This window comes from Geodermatophilus sp. SYSU D01186 (assembly GCF_054050215.1).
Genome location: NZ_JBJGYW010000025.1, coordinates 15,742 through 35,076 on the forward strand (window position 1 = coordinate 15,742; position 19,335 = coordinate 35,076).

At 73.6% G+C, this 19,335-nt stretch carries 18 protein-coding genes; 13 read left to right on the forward strand and 5 right to left on the reverse strand.

Annotated elements, in window-relative coordinates; translation table 11 throughout:
• Positions 1–54 precede the first annotated feature (54 nt).
• The 5 genes from ACI784_RS17680 to ACI784_RS17700 all read left to right on the forward strand — a co-directional run bounded on the left by ACI784_RS17680 (position 55) and on the right by ACI784_RS17700 (position 5,012).
• Positions 55–1,740, forward strand: coding sequence for a ribonuclease J (locus tag ACI784_RS17680; RefSeq protein ID WP_456925383.1), 1,686 nt, complete (start codon positions 55–57; stop codon positions 1,738–1,740).
• A gap of 8 nt (positions 1,741–1,748) precedes the next feature.
• Positions 1,749–2,312, forward strand: a complete 564-nt coding sequence (locus ACI784_RS17685; RefSeq protein ID WP_456925382.1) for a TVP38/TMEM64 family protein — start codon at positions 1,749–1,751, stop codon at positions 2,310–2,312.
• 91 nt (positions 2,313–2,403) lie between these two features.
• Positions 2,404–2,529, forward strand: coding sequence for a hypothetical protein (locus tag ACI784_RS17690; protein ID WP_457014351.1), 126 nt, complete (start codon positions 2,404–2,406; stop codon positions 2,527–2,529).
• Positions 2,530–2,671: 142 nt separating this feature from the next.
• The gene (locus ACI784_RS17695; RefSeq protein ID WP_457014352.1) at positions 2,672–3,487 is read left to right on the forward strand and encodes an alpha/beta fold hydrolase; all 816 of its coding nucleotides are present in this window, start codon (positions 2,672–2,674) and stop codon (positions 3,485–3,487) included.
• 25 nt (positions 3,488–3,512) lie between these two features.
• Entirely contained in the window at positions 3,513–5,012 is a 1,500-nt protein-coding gene (locus tag ACI784_RS17700) for a flavin-containing monooxygenase (RefSeq protein WP_457014353.1), read from the forward strand.
• A gap of 35 nt (positions 5,013–5,047) precedes the next feature.
• Here the strand turns inward: ACI784_RS17700 and ACI784_RS17705 are convergent, their stop codons facing one another.
• From ACI784_RS17705 to ACI784_RS17715, 3 genes are all read right to left on the reverse strand, one after another.
• Complete coding sequence (locus ACI784_RS17705) at positions 5,048–5,800, reverse strand: glycerophosphodiester phosphodiesterase (protein ID WP_457014354.1); 753 nt, start codon at positions 5,798–5,800, stop codon at positions 5,048–5,050.
• A gap of 212 nt (positions 5,801–6,012) precedes the next feature.
• Positions 6,013–7,257 carry an MFS transporter gene (locus ACI784_RS17710; RefSeq protein ID WP_457014355.1) on the reverse strand — a complete coding sequence of 415 codons (1,245 nt, stop codon included), beginning with the start codon at positions 7,255–7,257 and terminating at the stop codon, positions 6,013–6,015.
• Between the two features lie 121 nt (positions 7,258–7,378).
• Positions 7,379–8,299, reverse strand: a complete 921-nt coding sequence (locus ACI784_RS17715; RefSeq protein ID WP_456925376.1) for a LysR family transcriptional regulator — start codon at positions 8,297–8,299, stop codon at positions 7,379–7,381.
• An 86-nt stretch (positions 8,300–8,385) separates the two neighbouring features.
• On the opposite strand from ACI784_RS17715, the gene ACI784_RS17720 reads away from it, so the two are divergent.
• The 8 genes from ACI784_RS17720 (at position 8,386) to ACI784_RS17755 (ending at position 16,739) form a co-directional block, all read left to right on the forward strand.
• The gene (locus tag ACI784_RS17720) at positions 8,386–9,393 is read left to right on the forward strand and encodes a cyclase family protein (RefSeq protein ID WP_457014356.1); all 1,008 of its coding nucleotides are present in this window, start codon (positions 8,386–8,388) and stop codon (positions 9,391–9,393) included.
• Positions 9,394–9,404: 11 nt separating this feature from the next.
• A complete protein-coding gene (locus ACI784_RS17725) occupies positions 9,405–10,535 on the forward strand; it encodes an FAD-dependent oxidoreductase (protein ID WP_457014357.1) in 1,131 nt (376 codons plus the stop codon).
• 88 nt (positions 10,536–10,623) lie between these two features.
• A complete protein-coding gene (locus ACI784_RS17730) occupies positions 10,624–11,562 on the forward strand; it encodes a VOC family protein (RefSeq protein ID WP_456925373.1) in 939 nt (312 codons plus the stop codon).
• On the forward strand, positions 11,562–12,524 hold the full coding sequence (locus ACI784_RS17735) for a fumarylacetoacetate hydrolase family protein (protein WP_457014358.1): 963 nt from the start codon (positions 11,562–11,564) through the stop codon (positions 12,522–12,524). The genes ACI784_RS17730 and ACI784_RS17735 overlap by 1 nt, the downstream gene beginning before the upstream one ends.
• Positions 12,521–13,273, forward strand: coding sequence for an SDR family NAD(P)-dependent oxidoreductase (locus ACI784_RS17740; RefSeq protein ID WP_456925371.1), 753 nt, complete (start codon positions 12,521–12,523; stop codon positions 13,271–13,273). Before ACI784_RS17735 ends, ACI784_RS17740 begins: the two co-directional genes overlap by 4 nt.
• A gap of 22 nt (positions 13,274–13,295) precedes the next feature.
• Positions 13,296–14,462 carry an alpha/beta hydrolase family protein gene (locus ACI784_RS17745; protein ID WP_456925370.1) on the forward strand — a complete coding sequence of 389 codons (1,167 nt, stop codon included), beginning with the start codon at positions 13,296–13,298 and terminating at the stop codon, positions 14,460–14,462.
• 38 nt (positions 14,463–14,500) lie between these two features.
• Positions 14,501–14,938: a VOC family protein gene (locus ACI784_RS17750; protein WP_457014359.1), complete on the forward strand. Its 438-nt coding sequence runs from the start codon at positions 14,501–14,503 to the stop codon at positions 14,936–14,938.
• 178 nt (positions 14,939–15,116) lie between these two features.
• A complete protein-coding gene (locus tag ACI784_RS17755; RefSeq protein ID WP_457014360.1) occupies positions 15,117–16,739 on the forward strand; it encodes a peptide chain release factor 3 in 1,623 nt (540 codons plus the stop codon).
• 12 nt (positions 16,740–16,751) lie between these two features.
• Here the strand turns inward: ACI784_RS17755 and pgi are convergent, their stop codons facing one another.
• Positions 16,752–18,395, reverse strand: coding sequence for a glucose-6-phosphate isomerase (gene pgi, locus ACI784_RS17760; protein WP_457014361.1), 1,644 nt, complete (start codon positions 18,393–18,395; stop codon positions 16,752–16,754).
• Between the two features lie 75 nt (positions 18,396–18,470).
• Positions 18,471–19,214, reverse strand: coding sequence for an ANTAR domain-containing protein (locus ACI784_RS17765; RefSeq protein ID WP_457014362.1), 744 nt, complete (start codon positions 19,212–19,214; stop codon positions 18,471–18,473).
• Between the last annotated feature and the right edge of the window lie 121 nt (positions 19,215–19,335).

Here is a 19,335-nt window from a genome sequence, read left to right on the forward strand (position 1 = left end):
GGGTTCCGGCCGGTCGGCGCAGGCGCACCGGACCGCCGCCGTAGCGTTGACGGCATGAGTCACGCACACCCCGAGCTCCGCACACCCCCGCCGCTCCCGGACGGCGGCCTGCGGGTGGTCGCCCTCGGCGGCCTCGGGGAGATCGGCCGCAACATGACGGTCTTCGAGTTCGCCGGGAAGCTGCTGATCGTCGACTGCGGGGTGCTCTTCCCCGAGGAGCACCAGCCGGGGGTCGACGTGATCCTCCCGGACTTCACCTCGATCCGGGACCGGCTGGACGACGTCGAGGCGATCGTGCTCACCCACGGGCACGAGGACCACATCGGTGGCGTGCCCTACCTGCTGCGCGAGCGCCCCGACATCCCGCTGGTCGGGTCGAAGCTGACGCTGGCGTTCGTCGACGCCAAGCTCAAGGAGCACCGCATCCGGCCGGCGACCCGCCAGGTGCGCGAGGGCGACGAGCTGACGTTCGGGCCGTTCGACTGCGAGTTCGTGGCGGTCAACCACTCCATCCCCGACGCGCTCGCCGTCGCCATCCGCACCCCGGCCGGGATGGTGCTGCACACCGGCGACTTCAAGATGGACCAGTTCCCGCTGGACCGGCGCATCACCGACCTGCGCGCGTTCGCCCGGCTCGGCGAGGAGGGGGTCGACCTCTTCCTCACCGACTCCACCAACGCCGAGGTGCCGGGGTTCACCACCTCCGAGGGCGAGCTGGTGCCGGCGATCGAGACGGTGTTCCGCACGGCACCGAAGCGGGTCATCGTGTCCAGCTTCGCCAGCCACGTGCACCGCATCCAGCAGATCCTCGACGTCGCCGCCGCGCACGGGCGCAAGGTCGCCTTCGTCGGCCGCTCGATGGTCCGCAACATGGGCATCGCCCGCGACCTCGGCTACCTCACCGTGCCGCCCGGCCTGCTGGTCGACATGAAGGAGCTGGAGAAGCTCCCCGCCGACCGGGTCTGCCTGATCTGCACCGGCTCCCAGGGCGAGCCGATGGCCGCGCTGTCGCGCATGGCCAACCGGGACCACGTCATCCGGATCACCGACGGCGACACCGTGCTGCTGGCCAGCTCGCTGATCCCGGGCAACGAGAACGCCGTCTACCGGGTGATCAACGAGCTGACCCGCTGGGGCGCCAACGTCGTCCACAAGGGCAACGCGAAGGTGCACGTCTCGGGCCACGCCAGCGCCGGGGAGCTCGCCTACTGCTACAACGTCGTCCGCCCGCGCAACGTCATGCCGGTGCACGGCGAGTGGCGGCACCTCCGGGCCAACGCCGACATCGCGATCCGCACCGGCGTGCACCCGCGCGGCGTGGTCATCGCCGAGGACGGCGTCGTCGTCGACCTGGTGAACGGCAAGGTGCGCATCACCGGCAAGGTGCCCGCGGGCAACGTCTACGTCGACGGCGCCACCGTCGGCGAGGCCACCGAGGCGCACCTGCGCGACCGTCGCACGCTGGCCCAGGAGGGCGTCATCACCGTGGTGGCGATCGTGGACGCCGACACCGGCGCCCTGGCCGAGGAGCCGGACTTCCTCGCCCGCGGCTTCGTGCACGACGAGGCGACGTTCGAGACGGCGATCCCGGTGATCGAGAAGGCGCTGGCGAGGGCGGCCGAGGAGGGCGTCGGCGGGGCGGTGCAGCTGGAGCAGCTGATCGCCCGCGCGGTGGGTTCGTGGGCGAACAAGACCTACCGCCGCAGCCCGATGATCATCCCGATCGTCGTCGACGCCTGAGCCGGGCGGTGCCGGGTGACGGGCCCGCACCGGCCTGGCGGCTGCGGGCCGCCGTCCTCGGCGTGCTGCTCGGAGCCGGCCTCGTCCTCGCGCTGACCGTGGAGCGGCCCGGCGTCCCGGCGCTGCGCTCCTGGCTGCACGACACGGGGCCGGGCGGCTGGGGCCTCCTGGTCGGCGGTGTGGCGCTGGCGCTGTGCACGCCGGTGCCGCGCACGGCGCTGTCGCTGCTGCTGGGTGCCGCGGCCGGGTTCCCCGCGGGGCTCGCGGTGGCCGTGGGGGCCGGCCTGCTCGGCGGGCTGGCGGGCTTCGCACTGAGCCGGCGGCTGGGCCGCGACGCCGTCTCCCGGCTGACCGGCCGGTGGTTGGCGCGGGCGGACCGGCTGCTGCGCGACCGCGGGTTCCTCGCGGTGCTCACCGCGCGGGTGAGCCCGGTGCCGTTCTGGGTGGTCAGCTACGCGGCGGGGCTGTCCAGCGTGCGCTGGGTGCCGCACGCCCTGGGCACGGCGGTCGGCGTGGTGCCGGGAGCGGTGCTGCACGTCGGCGTCGGCGCCTCGGTGCTGGGCTGGCTCTAGGTCACGAATCGATCACGATCCGCCCGCGCGGGTGTGATCTGACCGTTCCCTGACGAGAAGGTGAACAACAGGTGAACGAGAGGTGGCTGCCGTGCGAAGCGAGAACTGTCCCGAGTGCCGGTGGGTGTCGGTGGTGGACGCGTCCGGGCGCCGGCACATGGAGATGCGCTGGAACGCCCCGGAGCGGGTGGGCCGGCAGGTACAGCGCGCCGCCTGACCCGCAGGCGATCGACCGACCAGCCCGTCCGGACCTCGTCCGGGCGGGCTGGTCGCCGTTCCGAGGCGCGTGTCAGACTCGGAGCCTGTGACCGAGGTCACGCGACGGCCACGAGGCCGCGCCCCGGTCCTCAGGGGTCCCCATGCCACAGCAGGCCGTCCGGACCGGCGTCCGGCTGAACTACGAGACGGCGGGGCAGGGCGATCCGCTCCTGCTGGTGATGGGCACCTCGGGTTCGATCGGCCTGTGGGGTGAGGTCGTCCCCCGCCTGGCCGAGCGGTACCGGGTCATCGCGTTCGACAACCGGGGCCTCGGCGGGAGCGAGCGGGGCGAGGGTCCGATCACCGCGGCGTCCCTGGCCGACGACGCCGCCGCCCTGCTGGAGGCGCTGGAGGTGCCCTCCGCCCACGTCATGGGCTGGTCCCTCGGGTCGGCCGTGGCCCAGGAGATGGCGCTGGCCCACCCCCGGCAGGTGGCGACGGCCGTGCTCTACGCGACGTGGGGACGCTGCGACGGCCACCAGCGGTCGGTGTTCACCGCGCTCCGGCATCCCTACGCGACCCGCGACATGGAGGCGGCGCTGGGCGCCGCGGGGCTCGCGTTCTCCCCGCAACTGCTGGACCGCCCGGACTTCCTCCAGCTCCTCGAGCCGATGCTGCCGGCCTTCCCGCAGGACGAGGCGCAGATGGCGGTGACCACCGAGCAGTGGGACGCCGACCTGGCGCACGACACGCTGGACCGGCTGGGCGGCATCACCGTCCCGACGCTCGTGGTCGTCGGTGAGCAGGACCTGCTCACCCCGCAGTGGCAGTCCAAGGCGGTCGCCGACCGGATCCCCGGGGCCCGCTACGAGCTCGTGACCGGCCCCGGGTCCAGCCACGGCCTGCACATCGAACGGCCCGACGACCTGCTGCGCATCGTCGCCGACTTCCTGGACCAGCACCCGATCCAGCGCTGAGCGCGCACCACACAGAGGGGGACGCATGGACACCGAGGTGTACGAGGTCGCCATCCTCGGAGCCGGCCTCGCCGGGCTCGGGATGGGCATGAAGCTGAAGATGGCCGGCGAGGAGTCCTTCGTGATCCTCGAGAAGGAGGACCGCGTCGGGGGCACCTGGCGGGACAACAGCTACCCCGGCGCCAGCTGCGACGTCCAGTCGCACCTGTACTGGTTCTCCTTCGACGAGCAGCCGGACTGGAGCCGCGTCTTCGCGTTCCAGCCGGAGATCCAGGCCAACATCGAACGCCTCGTCGCTCGGCGCGGCCTGAACTCCCACATCCGCCTGGGCGCCGAGATCACCGAGGCCGCGTGGAGCGAGGAGACCGCGCAGTGGGTCATCACCACCCTCTCCGGTGAGCAGATCCGGGCACGGGCGTTCGTGGCGGCGTGGGGCCAGCTGAACCGGCCGAGCTTCAAGGGCATCGAGGGCCGCGAGCACTTCGAGGGCACGTCGTGGCACTCGGCCCGCTGGCGTCACGACGTCGACCTGCGGGGGAAGCGGGTCGCCAGCATCGGCAACGGCGCCAGCGCCGTCCAGTTCATCCCCGAGGTCGCCGAGGTAGCCGGGCACCTCACGGTCTTCCAGCGGACGCCGAACTACTGCGTGCCGCGCCTGGACCGCCCGTACACCGACGAGGAGCGGAGGATGTTCCTGGAGGACCCGGCGAAGCTGCAGGAGAGCCGGGACGGCTACTACTGGGAGCACGAGGGCTGGATCGGGGCGATGAAGCTCGAGGACAACCCGGTCGCCCAGGAGTTCACCCGGATCGCCCGGGAGCACCTGGAGAGCCAGGTCCCCGACCCCGAGCTGCGCGAGAAGCTGTGGCCGAAGTACCCGATCGGTTGCAAGCGGCTGCTGATCGCCGACACCTTCTACCCGGCGCTCATGCGGGACAACGTGGACCTGGTCACCGAGCGGATCGAGCGCATCGAGCCGGCCGGCGTGCGCACCGGGGACGGCCGGCTGCACGAGATGGACGTGATCGTCTACGCCACGGGCTTCGAGACGCTGTCCTTCGTCGGCCACGTCGACATCGTCGGCCGATCACCGAAGAGCTGGCCGCCTCGCCGCGGTGACGGGGTCTCGCTCCGGGACGCCTGGCGGGAGGGGCCGGAGGCCTACCTCGGCATGACGGTGTCGGGGTTCCCCAACCTGTTCATCCTCTACGGGCCGAACACCAACCTCGGCCACAACTCGATCATCGCGATGCTCGAGTGCCAGTTCGACTACGTCCTCCGCGCCCTGGAGGTGAGCAGGGAGGAGCGCGCCGCGCTGGACCTCCGGCCGGAGGTGCTCGAGCACTACAACGCACAGCTGCAGGACGAGCTGCGCGGCACCTCCTTCGCCGGCCCCTGCAACAGCTGGTACAAGACGCCTGACGGTCGCATCACGAACAACTGGTCCGGCAGCGTCGAGGACTACCGCAAGCGCACCTCGGAGCTGGACCTCGGCGACTACGAGCTGGTGGCCGCCGGGGTCTAGAGCCCCGGCGGGCAGGACGGCGCGCCCGCCCCCACTCAGGCAGCGGCCGGCGTGAGTGCGGCAACGAGGCCTGCCGGGTCGTCGGTGCAGACCATGTCGACCCCCTCGGTGGCCAGGGCGGCCACGAGCTGCGGCTCGTCGACGACGCCGACGCCGACCAGCAGGCCGAGCGCGCGGACGCGGGCGACCACCCCGGGGTCCGCCCGCACGTGCAGAGGCGACAGGTGGACGTCGGTCAGCCCGCGCTCCCGGGCCTGACGGGCGGCCCGGTCGGGGTCGACCTCCGGCGCGACGATGAGGGCGCTGGACACGGTGCCGCACCCGGACAGCGACGCGGCGGTGGTCAGGTCGAACGACGTGGTCGTGACGCGGTCGGCGCGGGGCAGCCGGCGGCGGCGGTCGATCAGGTGGGCGGCCAGCAGGTTCGCCGTCCGCCAGGCCTCCGGCCCACCGGCCTCCGGCTTCACCTCGGTGAGGACGTGCGCCCCGAACACCGCGGCGAGGTCCAGCACCGCACCCAGGGTCGGGACGACGGTGCCGCCGGGGAGCTCGACGTCCAGGATCTCGGCCGAGGAGGTCTGGGCCACCACGGGCCCGGTGCCGGCGCCGGTGCCGAGAACGCGCCCGAGGTCGCGGTCGTGGGAGACGACGAGGACGCCGTCCGCGGTGCTCCTGACGTCGACCTCGACCCCGTCGGCGCCGGCCTCCAGGGCGGCGCGGACGGCGGCGAGGGTGTTCTCGGGATGAGACGGGCAGGTGGGCGTGCCGCGATGGCCGATGACGCGCATGCCCGCACGCTGTCGACGCCGGGCGGCGGCCCCGTGACGCCGACACGAGCCGCGGGTGTCCGGCCCGTGAAGGTCCGACGGCGGGCCCCGTGTCGACACCTCGACCAGTCGCGGGGTCGACCTGTCGACGAGGCGACCGACCGCCGCCTCCGGCCGGCCGCACCCCTCGGAGGAGGGGCGCGGCCGGCCGGGGAGACCGAGGGTGGGAGGAGTCAGTGGGTGAGCGCCGGGTCGGCCGCCGCGGACGGCCGGGCCAGCCGCACACCGACCGCCGCGACCACGGCGAGGGCGCCGATGACCACGAGCGCCGACCCCAGCCCGCTGATCGCACCGCTGAGGCCGAGCACCACGAGCGGGCAGACGAACTGGCCGATGAACATCGCCGAGGTCCACACGCCGGTGCCGCGGCCGCGCTGCTCGAAGCTCAGCGACCCGAGCGCCCAGCTGAGCATCGCGGGCAGCAGCAGTCCGTTGCCGAACCCGGTGACCACGGCGAACACCACCACCATCGGCACCGAGCTCGCGAGCCCGAGCCCGAGGAGCCCGACCCCGGAGAGGGCGAAGGCCGCCGGCACGGTGACGGCGGGGCCGAGGCGGGCGGCCCGGGCGAACAGGAACCCGCCGACCGCCGTGCCCAGCGAGGCGATGGCGCTGACCGCGCCGATGGTCCCGGTGGACTCCACGCCGATGCCGTCCAGGACGAACGACAGCTCGACGATGAGGACGTAGAAGACCAGGCCACCGAAGAGCGTGACGCCGACCGGGCCGGCCATCTGCCGCCACGGCATCGGCGGCAGCTTCTCGGTCCGCGCGACCGGCGTCGGCTGCCACACGTACTTCGCGGCGAGCACCGCCAGCGGCAGGCTGACCGCGTACAGCCAGAACGGCGTGCGCCAGTCCTGGGCGCCCAGGGCGCCGCCGAGACCGAAGAAGACGGTGGCCGCGACGGTGGTGGACACGACCTGCAGGCCGAAGTAGCGCTCCCGCTGCGAGCCGTGGAAGTAGTCCCCGAGCAGCGTGGTGCAGCAGGTCATGATCGCTGCTTCGGTGAGCCCCACCAGCACGCGGCTGGCCACGATCAGCTGCAGCGAGTCCAGCCAGAGCGGCGCGGTGCCGGCGAGCGCGTAGGCGACCAGGGCACCGACCAGCAGGCGCTTGCGGCCGACCCGGTCCACGATCCGGCCGGCCACCATCGCGGTCAGGCCGATGACCAGCGCCGGCGCGGTGAGCACGATCGGGGTCAGGGCCTCCACGCCCGGCGTGCCGGCGAAGGCGTCCTGGATGCGGGGCAGCACGGGCGCCAGCAGCACCGACCCCAGCACGCCGAGGCAGCTGGACAGCAGCAGGACCAGCGCCTGCGGCAGGCCGGCCGGTCGCCCCGTGGCGGGGTCGACGGCGACCTCGCCGGCCAGCGACTCCGCTCCGGGCGCGGGCGAGTTGAGGACACGTTCCGACACGGGCACTCCTCGATCGGGCGCCGGTCCCGTGACCGGCGTCACTGGCGGAGGAGTGTGCGGACGCCGACGTCCATCAGGGAACGGCGAAGTCCTGATGCGCCCTATCAGCGAGGCTGATGTCTCACCCGACCGGGTCGGTCGCCTGGTGCGCCGCCCGCAGCACCAGGTCCCGGAAGAACATGTGCTCCGGGTCGCCGTCGTACAGCGGGTGCCACCACATCGCCTCCAGCAGCGGCCCCACCTCGAACGGCGGCGCCAGCGCCCGGATGCCGGCGTCCAACGGCAGCAACCGGACGAGTCGCTCCTGCAGCAACGCGATCCGGCCGCTGCCGGCCACGAGCCCCGGCACGGTCAGGAAGCTCTCGGTCACCACCTGGACCCTCGGCTCGATGCCCAGCATCCGCATCTGCCGCGCGGCCGGGGTGGACGCCGTCGGCCCGTGGTACGTGGCCACCCACGGCATCGTCTGCAGCTGCTCGACGGTGAGCGACTCCCCCACCTCGGCGTTGTCGGAGGAGACGACGAGCACCCACCGGTCGCGGTGCAGGTCGGCGTAGGGCAGGTCGGAGAGGAAGCCGCGCGGCAGCACCATCAGGTCGGTGTTGAGCAACGTCTGGTGGGCCTGGTCGACCGCGTCCGGGGTGTTGTGCGCCAGCCGCAGCCGGGCCCCCGGCGCCTCCTCCTCCAACAGCTGGGCCAGCGTGTCGCCGAGGACGGCGCAGCTGTAGTCGCTGATCAGCACGGAGAACTCGCGGGTGGACCCGGCCGGGTCGAAGTCCGGCTGCGCGGTGAACACCCGCTCCACGCCGTCCAGCGCCAGCCGCACCCGCGGCCTGAGCTGCGCGGCCAGCGGCGTCAGCCGGTAGCTGTTGCCCACCCGCGACAGCAGCTCGTCGCCGAAGTGCCGACGCAACCGGGCCAGGGACGCCGACAGCGCGGGCTGGCTGAGCCCCAGCTGCTGTGCCGCCCGCGTGACGCTGCGCTGGCCGAGCAGCGCGTCCAGCGACACCAGCAGGTTGAGGTCGAGGTTGGCCAGGTTCACGGTCGCGCAGCCTATAGATGCCATCGATGACCGACATCACCCTTTCGGTCTTCCCTGATACCCGGTCGCCCGCGACCGTGGACGGCGTGACCCGCACCACCACCGACGTCCCGCCGCTGGACCCCGCCGACCCCGAGGGCGCCATCGCCGCCGCCGCCGAGCGCTGCTCCAACTGGGGCCGCTGGGGCGCCGACGACGTGCTCGGCACGCTGAACTTCCTCGACGAGGCCAAGCGGGTCGAGGGCGCCCGGCTGGTGCGCCGCGGCGCCAGCTTCTCGCTGGCCCAGCGCTTCGACACGGACGGCCCGCAGAAGGGCTGGCGGCGGCGGGTCAACCCGGTGCACACGATGACCGACACCGGCGTGGACGCCGAGCGCGGCACCCAGGGCTTCCCGCACGGGATCGGCGGGGCCGACGACGTCATCTTCATGCCGCTGCAGGCCTCCACCCAGTGGGACGGCCTCGGCCACATCTTCGACCACGGGATGGCCTACAACGGCCGCCGCGCCGGCGACGTCGTCACCAGCGAGGGCGACGCCGTCACCGGCATCGAGACCGTCGCCTCGCTGATCGCCGGCCGCGGGGTCCTGCTCGACGTCGGCCGGGCCCTCGGCACCGACGGCGAGCTGCCCGACGGCTTCGCCATCACGCCTGCGCACCTCGAGGCCACCATCGCCGCCCAGGGCGAGAGCGCCCGGGTCCACCGCGGCGACCTCCTGCTCGTGCGCACCGGCCGGCTCGCCCGCGCCCGCCGCGACATCGCCGAGGGCCGCGGCTGGGGCGACTACGCCGGCGGCGCCTCCCCCGGCCTGAGCTTCACCACCGCCGACTGGCTGCACGGCACCGAGATCGCCGGCGTCGCCACCGACACGTGGGGCTTCGAGGTCCGGCCCAACGAGTTCGACGTCGCCTTCCAGCCGCTGCACCAGGTCGCCATCCCGAACATGGGCCTGTTCATCGGCGAGATGTGGGACCTCGACGCGCTCGCGGCCGACTGCGCCGCCGACGGCCGGTGGGACTTCTTCCTCACCGCCGCTCCCCTGCCCGTGACCGGCGCCGTCGGCGCCCCGGTCAACCCGATCGCCGTCAAGTGAGGAGCACGCCCGTGCCCGCCGTGAACTCGGTCCTCGTGGTCGGCGCCGGCCTGGCCGGCACCGCCACCGCCATCCGCCTCGCCGAGGCCGGCGTCGCCGTGGACCTCGTGGAGATCAAGCCCGAGACCACCGCGCTCGGCTCGGGCATCACGCTGCAGGGCAACGCGCTGCGCGAGCTGCGCACCCTCGGCGTCTGGGAGCAGGTGCGGGCCGCCGGCTACGCCTTCGACGTCACCGGCATCCGGGCGCCCGACCCGGCCGGCACGGTGGTCGCCGAGATCCCCGACGCCCGGACCGGCGGCCCGGACCTGCCCGCTGCCATGGGCATGTCCCGCCCGGAGCTGGCCCGGATCCTCGTCGACCGCGCGGTCGCGGTCGGCGTCAAGGTCCGGTTCGGGACGACGCACACCGAGCTGCGCCAGGACGCGGACGGTGTCGACGTCTCCTTCGCCGACGGCTCGACCGACCGCTACGAGCTGGTGGTCGGTGCCGACGGCGTCCGCTCCTGGACCCGCCGGGCGCTGGGCATCGACCTCGAGACGACGTCGGTCGGCATGGGCATCTGGCGGGTCTTCGGCCCCCGGCCGGCCAGCGTGACCCGTACCGACCTGTTCTACGGCGGGCCCTCGTTCATCGCCGGCTACTGCCCCACCGGCGAGGACAGCCTCTACGCCTACATCGTCGAGCCCGCCCAGGACCGCTCTCCCCTGACGCCCGAGCAGCAGCTGGCCACGATGAAGGAGCTCTCGCAGGCCTACCACGGCCCGTGGGACGAGATCCGCGAGACGCTGACCGACCCGAGCCGGGTGAACTACACCTGGTTCGAGACCCACGTCCTGCCCGCCCCGTGGAACCGCGGCCGGGTCGTGCTCGTCGGCGACGCCGCGCACACCTGCCCGCCCACCGTCGCCCAGGGTGGCGCGCAGGCACTCGAGGACGCCTACGCACTCACCGACCTGCTGCTCACCCGCGACGCCGTCGACGACGCGCTGTGGGACGCCTTCACCGCCCGCCGGTTCGAGCGCGCCAGCACCGTCGTCGAGGCCTCCAACCAGGTCGCCCAGTGGCAGCTCGACCACGTCCAGGGCGACGTCCCCGGCGTGATGCGCCGCATCGCCCAGCTGACCAGCCAGCCCGCCTGACAAGAGGACCCTCCTGCCCCCAGCGCTCGCGAGCTCGCGCCGGGCCCCTGCAGGAGGGCCGTCATGATCGGAAGAAAGTGACACCACCATGCCCCAGCGCCTGATCACCCACCTGCGGCACGTCGACCTGGCCGTGCCCGACCTCGCCGTCCAACGCCGGTTCTTCACCGACACCTGGGGCCTGAAGGAGGAGCACACCGACTCCGGCCTCACCTTCCTCGCCGCCGAGGGCAGCCCCGAGCAGTACGTCGTCCGGCTGCGGGAGTCCGCCGACAAGCGGATCGACCTCATCTCCTTCGGCGCGAAGGACGCCGCCGACGTCGACACCCTCGCCGGGCGGCTGGCCGCCGACGGCGTGCAGCTGGTGACCGAGCCCGGCACCCTGCAGACCCCCGGCGGCGGCTACGGCTTCCGGTTCTTCGACAACGAGGGCCGCACCGTCGAGGTCAGCTCGGACGTCGCCGTGCGGCAGCACCGCCCGGTCGAGGCGGGTGAGTCGATCCCGGTGCGGCTGTCGCACGTGGTGGTCAACTCCGCCGACCCCGAGGGCACCGTCGCCTTCTACGACAGGCACCTGGGCTTCTCCCTGTCGGACACCCTCATGCACCCGCGGATGGGCAGCATGATGTGGTTCCTGCGCACCAACGCCTGGCACCACTCGATGGCGATCGCCCGCGGCCCGCACCCCTCGCTGCACCACGCCAGCTTCGAGCTGCGCGGCATCGACGAGTACATGCGCGGCACCGGCCGGCTGCTGCGCGCGGGCGTGGAGAAGATCTGGGGCCCCGGCCGGCACCTGGCCGGCAACAACACCTTCTCCTACTTCCTCGACCCGCACGGCAACACCGTCGAGTACACGACCGAGCTGGAGGTCCTCGACGAGGACACCTGGCACCCGCACGTCTACGACTTCACCCGGCCGGAAGTCTCCGACCAGTGGGGCACCGCCAACGCCATGAACGAGTTCGTCGCCGCGAAGTCGTTCAACGACCCGGACAAGGGCCTGTTCGTGGCCCCGCCGGTCTGATGCGGTTCGCCACCTGGGAGGCGGACGGCGCGGTCCGCGCCGGCGTCGTGAGTGACGCCGGCCTGCACGAGCTCCCCGCGCGGACGACGGTGCTCGACCTCGTCCGCGCGGGGCTCCCCGCCGCGCTCGACCTCGGCGCGCTCGCCCTGGACCGGCCGGCCGTGCCGATCGGAGACGTCCGGCTGCTGCCGCCGCTGGCGGCGCCGACGGTGCGCGACTTCGTCGCGTTCGAGGAACACGTCGAGGGGATGGTCGCGCCCAGCGGTGAGGCGGTCGCGCCGGAGTGGTACCAGGCGCCGACGTTCTACTTCACCAACCCGTACGCGCTCGTCGGGGCCCACGACGACGTGCCGGTCCCGCCCGGCTCCCAGCGCTTCGACTTCGAGCTCGAGGTGGCCGTCGTCGTCGGCCAGGACGGCTCGTCGCTGACGCCGGAGCAGGCCCGCGAGCACGTCTTCGGCTACACCGTGCTCAACGACTGGTCCGCCCGCGACCTGCAGTTCCGGGAGATGGCGGTCAAGCTCGGCCCGGCCAAGGGCAAGGACTCCGCGACCACCCTCGGCCCCTGGCTGGTCACCGCCGACGAGCTGGAGGCCTACCGGGACGACGAGGGCTTCCTCGCCCTGGACATGCGGGTCTCGGTCAACGGCGAGGAGGTCGGCCAGGACCTGTTGAGCAACATGGGCTGGCCGTTCGAGGAGCTCATCTCCTACGCCTCCCGCGGCACCGAGGTCCGCGCCGGCGACGTGCTGGGCTCGGGGACCTGCGGCAACGGCGGCTGCCTGGCCGAGCTGTGGGGCCGCCGCGGCGAGCAGACCCCGCCCCCGCTGCGCCCCGGCGACGTCGTGGAGATGACCGTCGAGGGCATCGGCACCCTCCGCAACCGCGTCGTCGAGGGCCGCGAGCTGCCCCCGGTCCGCCCGGCCCGGCCGCGGCCACGGCTGCGCAAGCGACCCGCATGAGGCTGCGGGGCGAGGTCGTCGTCGTCACGGGCGCCGGCCAGGGACAGGGCGCGGCCGAGGCGCGACTGCTCGCGGCCGAGGGCGCCACGGTGGTCGGCTGCGACCGCACCCCGGAGCCGGCCGAGGAACTGCCGGGCGTGGAGTACCGGCAGCTCGACGTCACGGACGCCGACGGCTGGGCCGCGCTCGCCGACGACCTGCGGGCCCGGTACGGCGTCGTCGACGGGCTGGTCGCCAACGCCGGGGTCACCTGGCGGGCCCGGCTGGCCGACCTCGACCCGGCCGACCTCACCCGCGTCGCCGACGTCAACGTCACCGGCACCCTGCTGGGCATCCAGGCGCTCACCCCGCTGATGACCGCCGGCGGGTCGGTCGTCGTCGTCGGCTCGGTCGCCGCGCTGACCGGCCACTTCCCGGTCGCCTACACCGCGTCGAAGTGGGCGCTGCGCGGCCTGGCCAAGGCCGCGTGCCTGGAGCTCGGCCCGCACGGCATCCGGGTCAACACCGTGCACCCCGGCTACATCGAGACGCCGATGACCGCGTCGGCGGCCGCGGAGTTCCGCGCCGCCAACGTCGCCGAGACACCGCTCGGCCGCACCGGCACCGTCGACGAGGTCGCCCCGCTGGTGGCCTTCCTCCTCAGCGAGGAGGCCTCCTTCATCACCGGGGCCGAGATCCCCGTCGACGGCGGGATGACCGCCCACGGCGGCGTGAAGAGCATCAGCGACGCCGTCCGCGCCGCCTCCTGAACCACCCGAGAGGAACCCCACCGTGTTCGAGTACTTCCCCACCGGCCCCTACACCTGGAACCTCAGCGTCGTCGCGACGCTGAACTCCGGCGGGCTGATCGACGAGGTCGACCGCGCCTGCCGGCCGATCAAGGACGCCGCGAACGCCGGGGAGGACGCCGGCACCCCGGACTTCCTCCGGGCCTGGACGGCGCTGACCGACCAGCTCGTCGGCCAAGCCGAGGACGCCGAGAAGGCCGGCCACACCCGTACCGCCGGCCAGCTCTACTCCCGCGCGAGCAACTACCTGGCCCAGGCCGAGCGGATGCTCGCGCACTCCGACCCGAACCGGATCCCGACCTACCGGCGGCTGCTGGAGCTGGCGCAGAAGGCCTTCGAGCTGCACAGCCCCCGCGTCTCCCGCGTCGAGATCCCCTACGAGGGGACGACGCTGCCGGCCTACTTCAGTGCGGCGCCGGCCACCGACGACGGGCCCGCCCCGGTGATCGTGCTGGTCAACGGGCTGGACTCGACCAAGGAGCACATGTACTCCTCGGACCACTGGGCCGAGCTCGCCGCCCGCGGCATCTCCTGCCTGATGCTCGACCAGCCCGGCACCGGTGAGGCGCTGCGGCTGCAGGGGCTGACCGCCCGCATCGACACCGAGGCCTGGGCCGGCGCGGCCGTCGACTGGCTGGAGCAGCGGCCCGACGTCGACGCCGCGCGGATCGGCATCGTCGGCTGGTCGCTGGGCGGCTACTACGCCCCGCGCGCGGCCGCGTTCGAGAAGCGGTTCGCCCTGTGCGTGGCCTGGGGCGCCAACCACGACTGGGGCGCGGTGCAGCGCCGGCGGCTGGAGCGCGAGGGCGAGCGGCCGGTCCCCCACTACTGGGAGCACGTGCTGTGGGTGTGGGGGCACGAGGACCTGCAGCGGTTCATCGAGTTCGCCGACGACGTCCACCTCGACGGCGTGGTCGAGAACATCACCGTGCCCTTCCTCATCGCTCACGGCGCCAACGACCGGCAGATCCCGCTGGAGTACGCGCACCGCTCGTACGACCAGGCGGTGAACTCGCCCAAGCGCGAGCTGCGGGTGTTCACCCCCGAGGAGGGCGCGACCGAGCACATCGGGCTGGACCACCTGCCGTACGTGAGCACGTTCGTCGCCGACTGGGTGGCCGACACCTTCGCCGAGCTCGGGCGCGGGTGAGTTCGGCTGAGGTCCTCGTTCCCCTACGTTGCGGGGGCATGACGGTCTACCGGATGGACCACGCCGGCGTCGTGGTCGAGGACCTCGCCGCGGCCATCGCGTTCTTCGTCGACCTGGGCCTGGAACTGGAGGGCGAGACCGCGGTCGAGGGGACGTGGGTGGACCAGCTCGTCGGGCTGGACGGCGTCCGGGCGGACCTGGCCTTCCTGCGGACCCCGGACGGCCGCGGCCGGGTCGAGCTGTCGACGTTCTCCGCGCCGACGGCCACCAGCGGTGCTCCGTGGGCGCCGATCAACACCCCGGGCATCCCCCGCCTCACGTTCGCCGTCGACGCCGTCGACGACGTCCTCGCCCGCCTGCGCCCACACGGCGCCGAACTGGTGGGGGAGGTGGCGCAGTACGGGGACGCCTACCGGTACTGCTACGTCCGCGGCCCCGCGGGCGTCGTCATCGGACTGGTCGAGCAACTCCGCTGACCGACACCCCGGGCGCCGGCACCACCGCGTGACGGAGGTGACCGGCACGGCGCGCCCCCGGCACCCCTGCGTGCCGTAACGTCGGAGGGAGGGGCGCCCCGGAACCGCGCGCGGTCTCCGCAGCCCAGCGGTCCGGGAACGGCGGCCCCGCCCGCCCCGCGTACCCAGGAGTCCCCCCGTGAGCTCGTCCCCCATGGCCACCGCCGGCGCACGCCCGGCGGACGACCGGATCGTCGGGGAGGTCGCGCGGCGGCGGACGTTCGCGGTGATCAGCCACCCGGACGCCGGGAAGTCGACGCTCACCGAGGCCCTGGCCCTGCACGCCCGCGTGATCGGCTCGGCCGGCGCGGTGCACGGCAAGGCCGGCCGGCGCGGCACCGTGTCCGACTGGATGGACATGGAGCGCGACCGCGGCATCTCGATCACCTCCGCGGCGCTGCAGTTCGCCTACCGCGACTGCGTGGTGAACCTGCTGGACACCCCCGGCCACGCGGACTTCTCCGAGGACACCTACCGGGTGCTGACCGCGGTCGACGCCGCGGTGATGCTCGTCGACGCCGCCAAGGGCCTCGAGGCGCAGACGATGAAGCTGTTCGCCGTCTGCAAGCACCGCGGCATCCCGGTGATCACCGTGGTCAACAAGTGGGACCGGCCGGGCATGGACGCCCTCGCGCTGATGGACGAGATCACCGAGCGCACCGGCCTCACCCCCACGCCGCTGACCTGGCCGGTGGGCATCGCCGGCGACTTCCGCGGCGTCCTCGACCGGCGCGACGGCACCTACCGGCACTTCACCCGCACCGCGGGCGGCGCCACCGTCGCCCCCGAGCAGGTCTTCCCCGCCGCCGCGGCGGCCGCCCGCGAGGGGGACGCCTGGCAGCAGGCGGTCGAGGAGTCCGACCTGCTCGCCGAGACCGGCGCCGAGCACGACCAGGAGCTGTTCCTGGCCGGGGCCACGACGCCGGTGCTGTTCGCCTCCGCCGTCTCCAACTTCGGCGTCGGCCAGCTGCTCGACGTCCTCGTCGACCTCGCCCCGGCGCCCACCGCGCGCCCCGACGCCGACGGCGAGCCGTACCCGCTCGACGCCCCGTTCAGCGCCTTCGTCTTCAAGGTGCAGGCCGGCATGGACACCGGCCACCGCGATCGGCTGGCCTACATCCGGGTCTGCTCCGGGGTCTTCGAGCGCGGCATGGTCGTCACCAACGCGCGCACCGGCCGGCCGTTCGCCACCAAGTACGCCCAGCAGGTCTTCGGCCGCGACCGGGAGACCATCGAGACCGCCTATCCCGGGGACGTCGTCGGCCTGGTCAACGCCGCGGCGCTCGGCGTCGGCGACACCCTCCACGCCGGCCGGCCGGTCACCTACCCGCCGGTGACGACGTTCGCGCCCGAGCACTTCGCGGTCGCCCGGGTGGCCGACACCAGCCGGTACAAGCAGTTCCGCAAGGGCATCGAGACGCTGGCCGGCGAGGGCGTCGTCCAGGTGCTGGTCTCCGAACGGCGCGGGGACGGCGCCCCCGTCTTCGCCGTCGTCGGGCCCATGCAGTTCGAGGTGGCCAGCCACCGGATGGAGCACGAGTTCGGCGCCCGGATCTCGCTCGAGCCGCTGCCCTACAACCTGGCGCGGATCACCGACGCGGAGTCGGCCGCCGAGCTCGCCGCCCACCGCAACGCCGAGGTGCTGGCGCGCCCCGACGGGCAGCTGCTGGCGCTGTTCACCGACAAGTGGTCGCTGCGGGTGCTCGAGCAGAACAAGCCGCACCTCACCCTCGTCCCGATGGTGGCCGCCGACCTCGGCTGACGCCGGGCCGGTTCACACGCGGCGGCCGCGCAGCTGCCGGTAGTGCGCGACGAGGGCGGAGGTCGAGGCGTCCTGGTCCAGCTGCGGCGCCTGCGCGGCGGTCAGGGCCGGGGCCAGCTCGCGGGCCATCACCTTGCCCAGCTCGACGCCCCACTGGTCGAACGAGTCGATCTGCCACACGACGCCCTGGGTCATGACCGTGTGCTCGTAGAGGGCCACCAGCTGCCCGAGCGTGGACGGCGTCAGCCTCGGCGCGAGGATCGTCGTCGACGGCCGGTTGCCGGGCATGACCTTGTGCGGCACCAGCTCGGCCGGCGTCCCGTCGGCGGCGACCTCCTCGGCGGTCTTCCCGAAGGCCAGCGCCGCCGACTGGGCGAACATGTTGGCCATCAGCAGGTCGTGCATCTCGCCGATGTCGTGGTTGGGCTCGCCGAAGCCGATGAAGTCCGCCGGCACCAGCGACGTCCCCTGGTGCAGCAGCTGGTGGAAGGCGTGCTGGCCGTTGGTGCCCGGCTCGCCCCAGTAGACCTCGCCGGTCGCCGTCGTCACCGGCTGCCCGTCCCACCGCACCGACTTGCCGTTGCTCTCCATCGTCAGCTGCTGCAGGTAGGCCGGCAGCCGCGACAGGTACTGGCTGTAGGGCAGCACGGCGTGGGTCTGGGCGCCGAAGAAGTCGGTGTACCAGACGTTCAGCAGGCCCTGGAGCACCGGCAGGTTCGCCTCGAACGGCGCGGTGCGGAAGTGCTCGTCGATGGTGGCGAACCCGGCGAGCATCTCGTCGTAGGCGTCGGGGCCGATGGCGACCATGAGCGACAGGCCGATGGCCGAGGTGAAGGAGTACCGGCCACCCACCCAGTCCCAGAACTCGAACATGTTCTGCGGGTCGATGCCGAACTCGCGCACCGCCTCGGTGTTGGTCGACACCGCCGCGAAGTGCTTCGCGACCGCGGACTCGTCGCCGCCCAGCCCGCGCAGCAGCCAGTCGCGGGCGACGGTGGCGTTGGTCAGCGTCTCCAGCGTGGTGAACGTCTTCGACGAGACGACGAACAGCGTCTCGGCCGGGTCGAGGTCGCGGGTGGCCTCGGCGAAGTCGGTCGGGTCGATGTTGGAGACGAACCGCGCAGTCAGGTCGCGGTCGCTGTAGGCGCGCAGGGCCGTGTAGGCCATCGCCGGGCCGAGGTCGGAGCCGCCGATGCCGATGTTGACCACCGCCCGGATCGGCCGCCCGGTGTGCCCCACCCACTCCCCCGAGCGCACCCGCTGCGCGAAGGAGCGCATCCGCCCCAGCACCGCGTGCACGTCGCCGGTCACGTCCTGCCCGTCGACGGTGAGCGCGGCGCCGGCCGGCGCCCGCAGCGCCACGTGCAGGACGGCGCGGTCCTCGGTGGGGTTGACGTGCTCACCCCGGAACATGGCGTCGATCCGCTCCCGCAGGCCGGCCCGCTCGGCGAGGGCGACCAGCAGCCGCAGCGTCTCGTCGGTCACCCGGTGCTTGGACCAGTCGAGGTACAGGTCGCCGGCGCGGGCGGTCAGCCGCCGTCCGCGGTCGGGGTCCTCGGCGAACAGCTCTCGCAGGTGCCGGCCAGCGAGGGCGCGGTGGTGCTCGGCCAGAGCGGCCCACTCCGGGGTCGCCGTGATGTCCAGGCTGGTGTCCATGCTGCCTCCGGGCGCGGTCGGGATCCCCTCAGCCTGGTGCGCCGGGCACCACCAGCACAAACGCGCCGTCCGGCACTAGCCCGGCCCGCGCCCCGGGACGGCGGCTCCCCGCGGCCGGGCCGGCCGCCGCTGCACGGCGCCCACCAGGTCCGCGGCGAGGTCGCGCAGCTTGCGGTTGGTGCGCTGCGACTCGGTGGACAGCAGCCGGAACGCCTCCTCCGCCGAGCAGTGGTGCCGCCCCATCAGCACGCCCTTGGCCTGCTCGATGACCGCCCGGGACTCCATCGCCAGGCGCAGCGTCCGCGCCGTCTCCGCCGCCGTCGCGTGCTCACCGGCGCGGGCCACCGCCCCGGCGGCGACCGCGGCGAACGCCCGGGCCAGCTCCACCGCCGCGACGTCGAACGGGCCGCCGCCGGTGCGCACGACGGTCAGCGAGCCGACGGTGCGCCCCTCCACGGTCAGCCCGACCGACAGGACGCTGGTGACCCCGTGGGCGGCGAACTCCCGCAGCGCCGGCTCGCGGGCGGTGTCCGGGATGAGCACCGGCGCGCCGCCCGCGCGCCGGTTGCGGCCCGCGGCGTGCAGCCACCCGTCCAGCGCGGCCGCCAGCGGTGCGGTCGCCCCGCGGACGACGTCGTGCCCGGCACCCTGCAGGGCCACCGCCGCCTCCGCCGGGCCGGGCAGCACCGCCGTCGCCAGCTCGGCGATCCGGCCGAGGGTCTCGACGAGCGGCTGGGTGGCGACACGCAACCGGGTGAGCGCGGCGAACGCCTCCCCCGGATCCCGCGCCGTGGCGCGGCTCCGCTCGTGGACCACCATGGGAAGACCTCGATCTGCTGCGTCCGGCCGCCCCTCGCACCTGGGGACCACGGCGCCCACCGTGCCGTCTCCGGCGCCGCGGCGACAGACCTTCGCGCGCGGCGCCGCAGGATCGCAGCCG

Excerpts from the sequence above, each read along its gene's own strand:
- ACI784_RS17680 (WP_456925383.1), top strand. The coding sequence starts at position 55 with ATGAGTCACGCACACCCCGAGCTCCGCACACCCCCGCCGCTCCCGGAC.
- ACI784_RS17695 (WP_457014352.1), top strand. The coding sequence starts at position 2,672 with ATGCCACAGCAGGCCGTCCGGACCGGCGTCCGGCTGAACTACGAGACG.
- ACI784_RS17700 (WP_457014353.1), top strand. The coding sequence starts at position 3,513 with ATGGACACCGAGGTGTACGAGGTCGCCATCCTCGGAGCCGGCCTCGCC.
- ACI784_RS17705 (WP_457014354.1), bottom strand. The coding sequence starts at position 5,800 with ATGCGCGTCATCGGCCATCGCGGCACGCCCACCTGCCCGTCTCATCCC.
- ACI784_RS17730 (WP_456925373.1), top strand. The coding sequence starts at position 10,624 with ATGCCCCAGCGCCTGATCACCCACCTGCGGCACGTCGACCTGGCCGTG.
- ACI784_RS17735 (WP_457014358.1), top strand. The coding sequence starts at position 11,562 with ATGCGGTTCGCCACCTGGGAGGCGGACGGCGCGGTCCGCGCCGGCGTC.
- ACI784_RS17740 (WP_456925371.1), top strand. The coding sequence starts at position 12,521 with ATGAGGCTGCGGGGCGAGGTCGTCGTCGTCACGGGCGCCGGCCAGGGA.
- ACI784_RS17750 (WP_457014359.1), top strand. The coding sequence starts at position 14,501 with ATGACGGTCTACCGGATGGACCACGCCGGCGTCGTGGTCGAGGACCTC.
- pgi (WP_457014361.1), bottom strand. The coding sequence starts at position 18,395 with ATGGACACCAGCCTGGACATCACGGCGACCCCGGAGTGGGCCGCTCTG.
- ACI784_RS17765 (WP_457014362.1), bottom strand. The coding sequence starts at position 19,214 with ATGGTGGTCCACGAGCGGAGCCGCGCCACGGCGCGGGATCCGGGGGAG.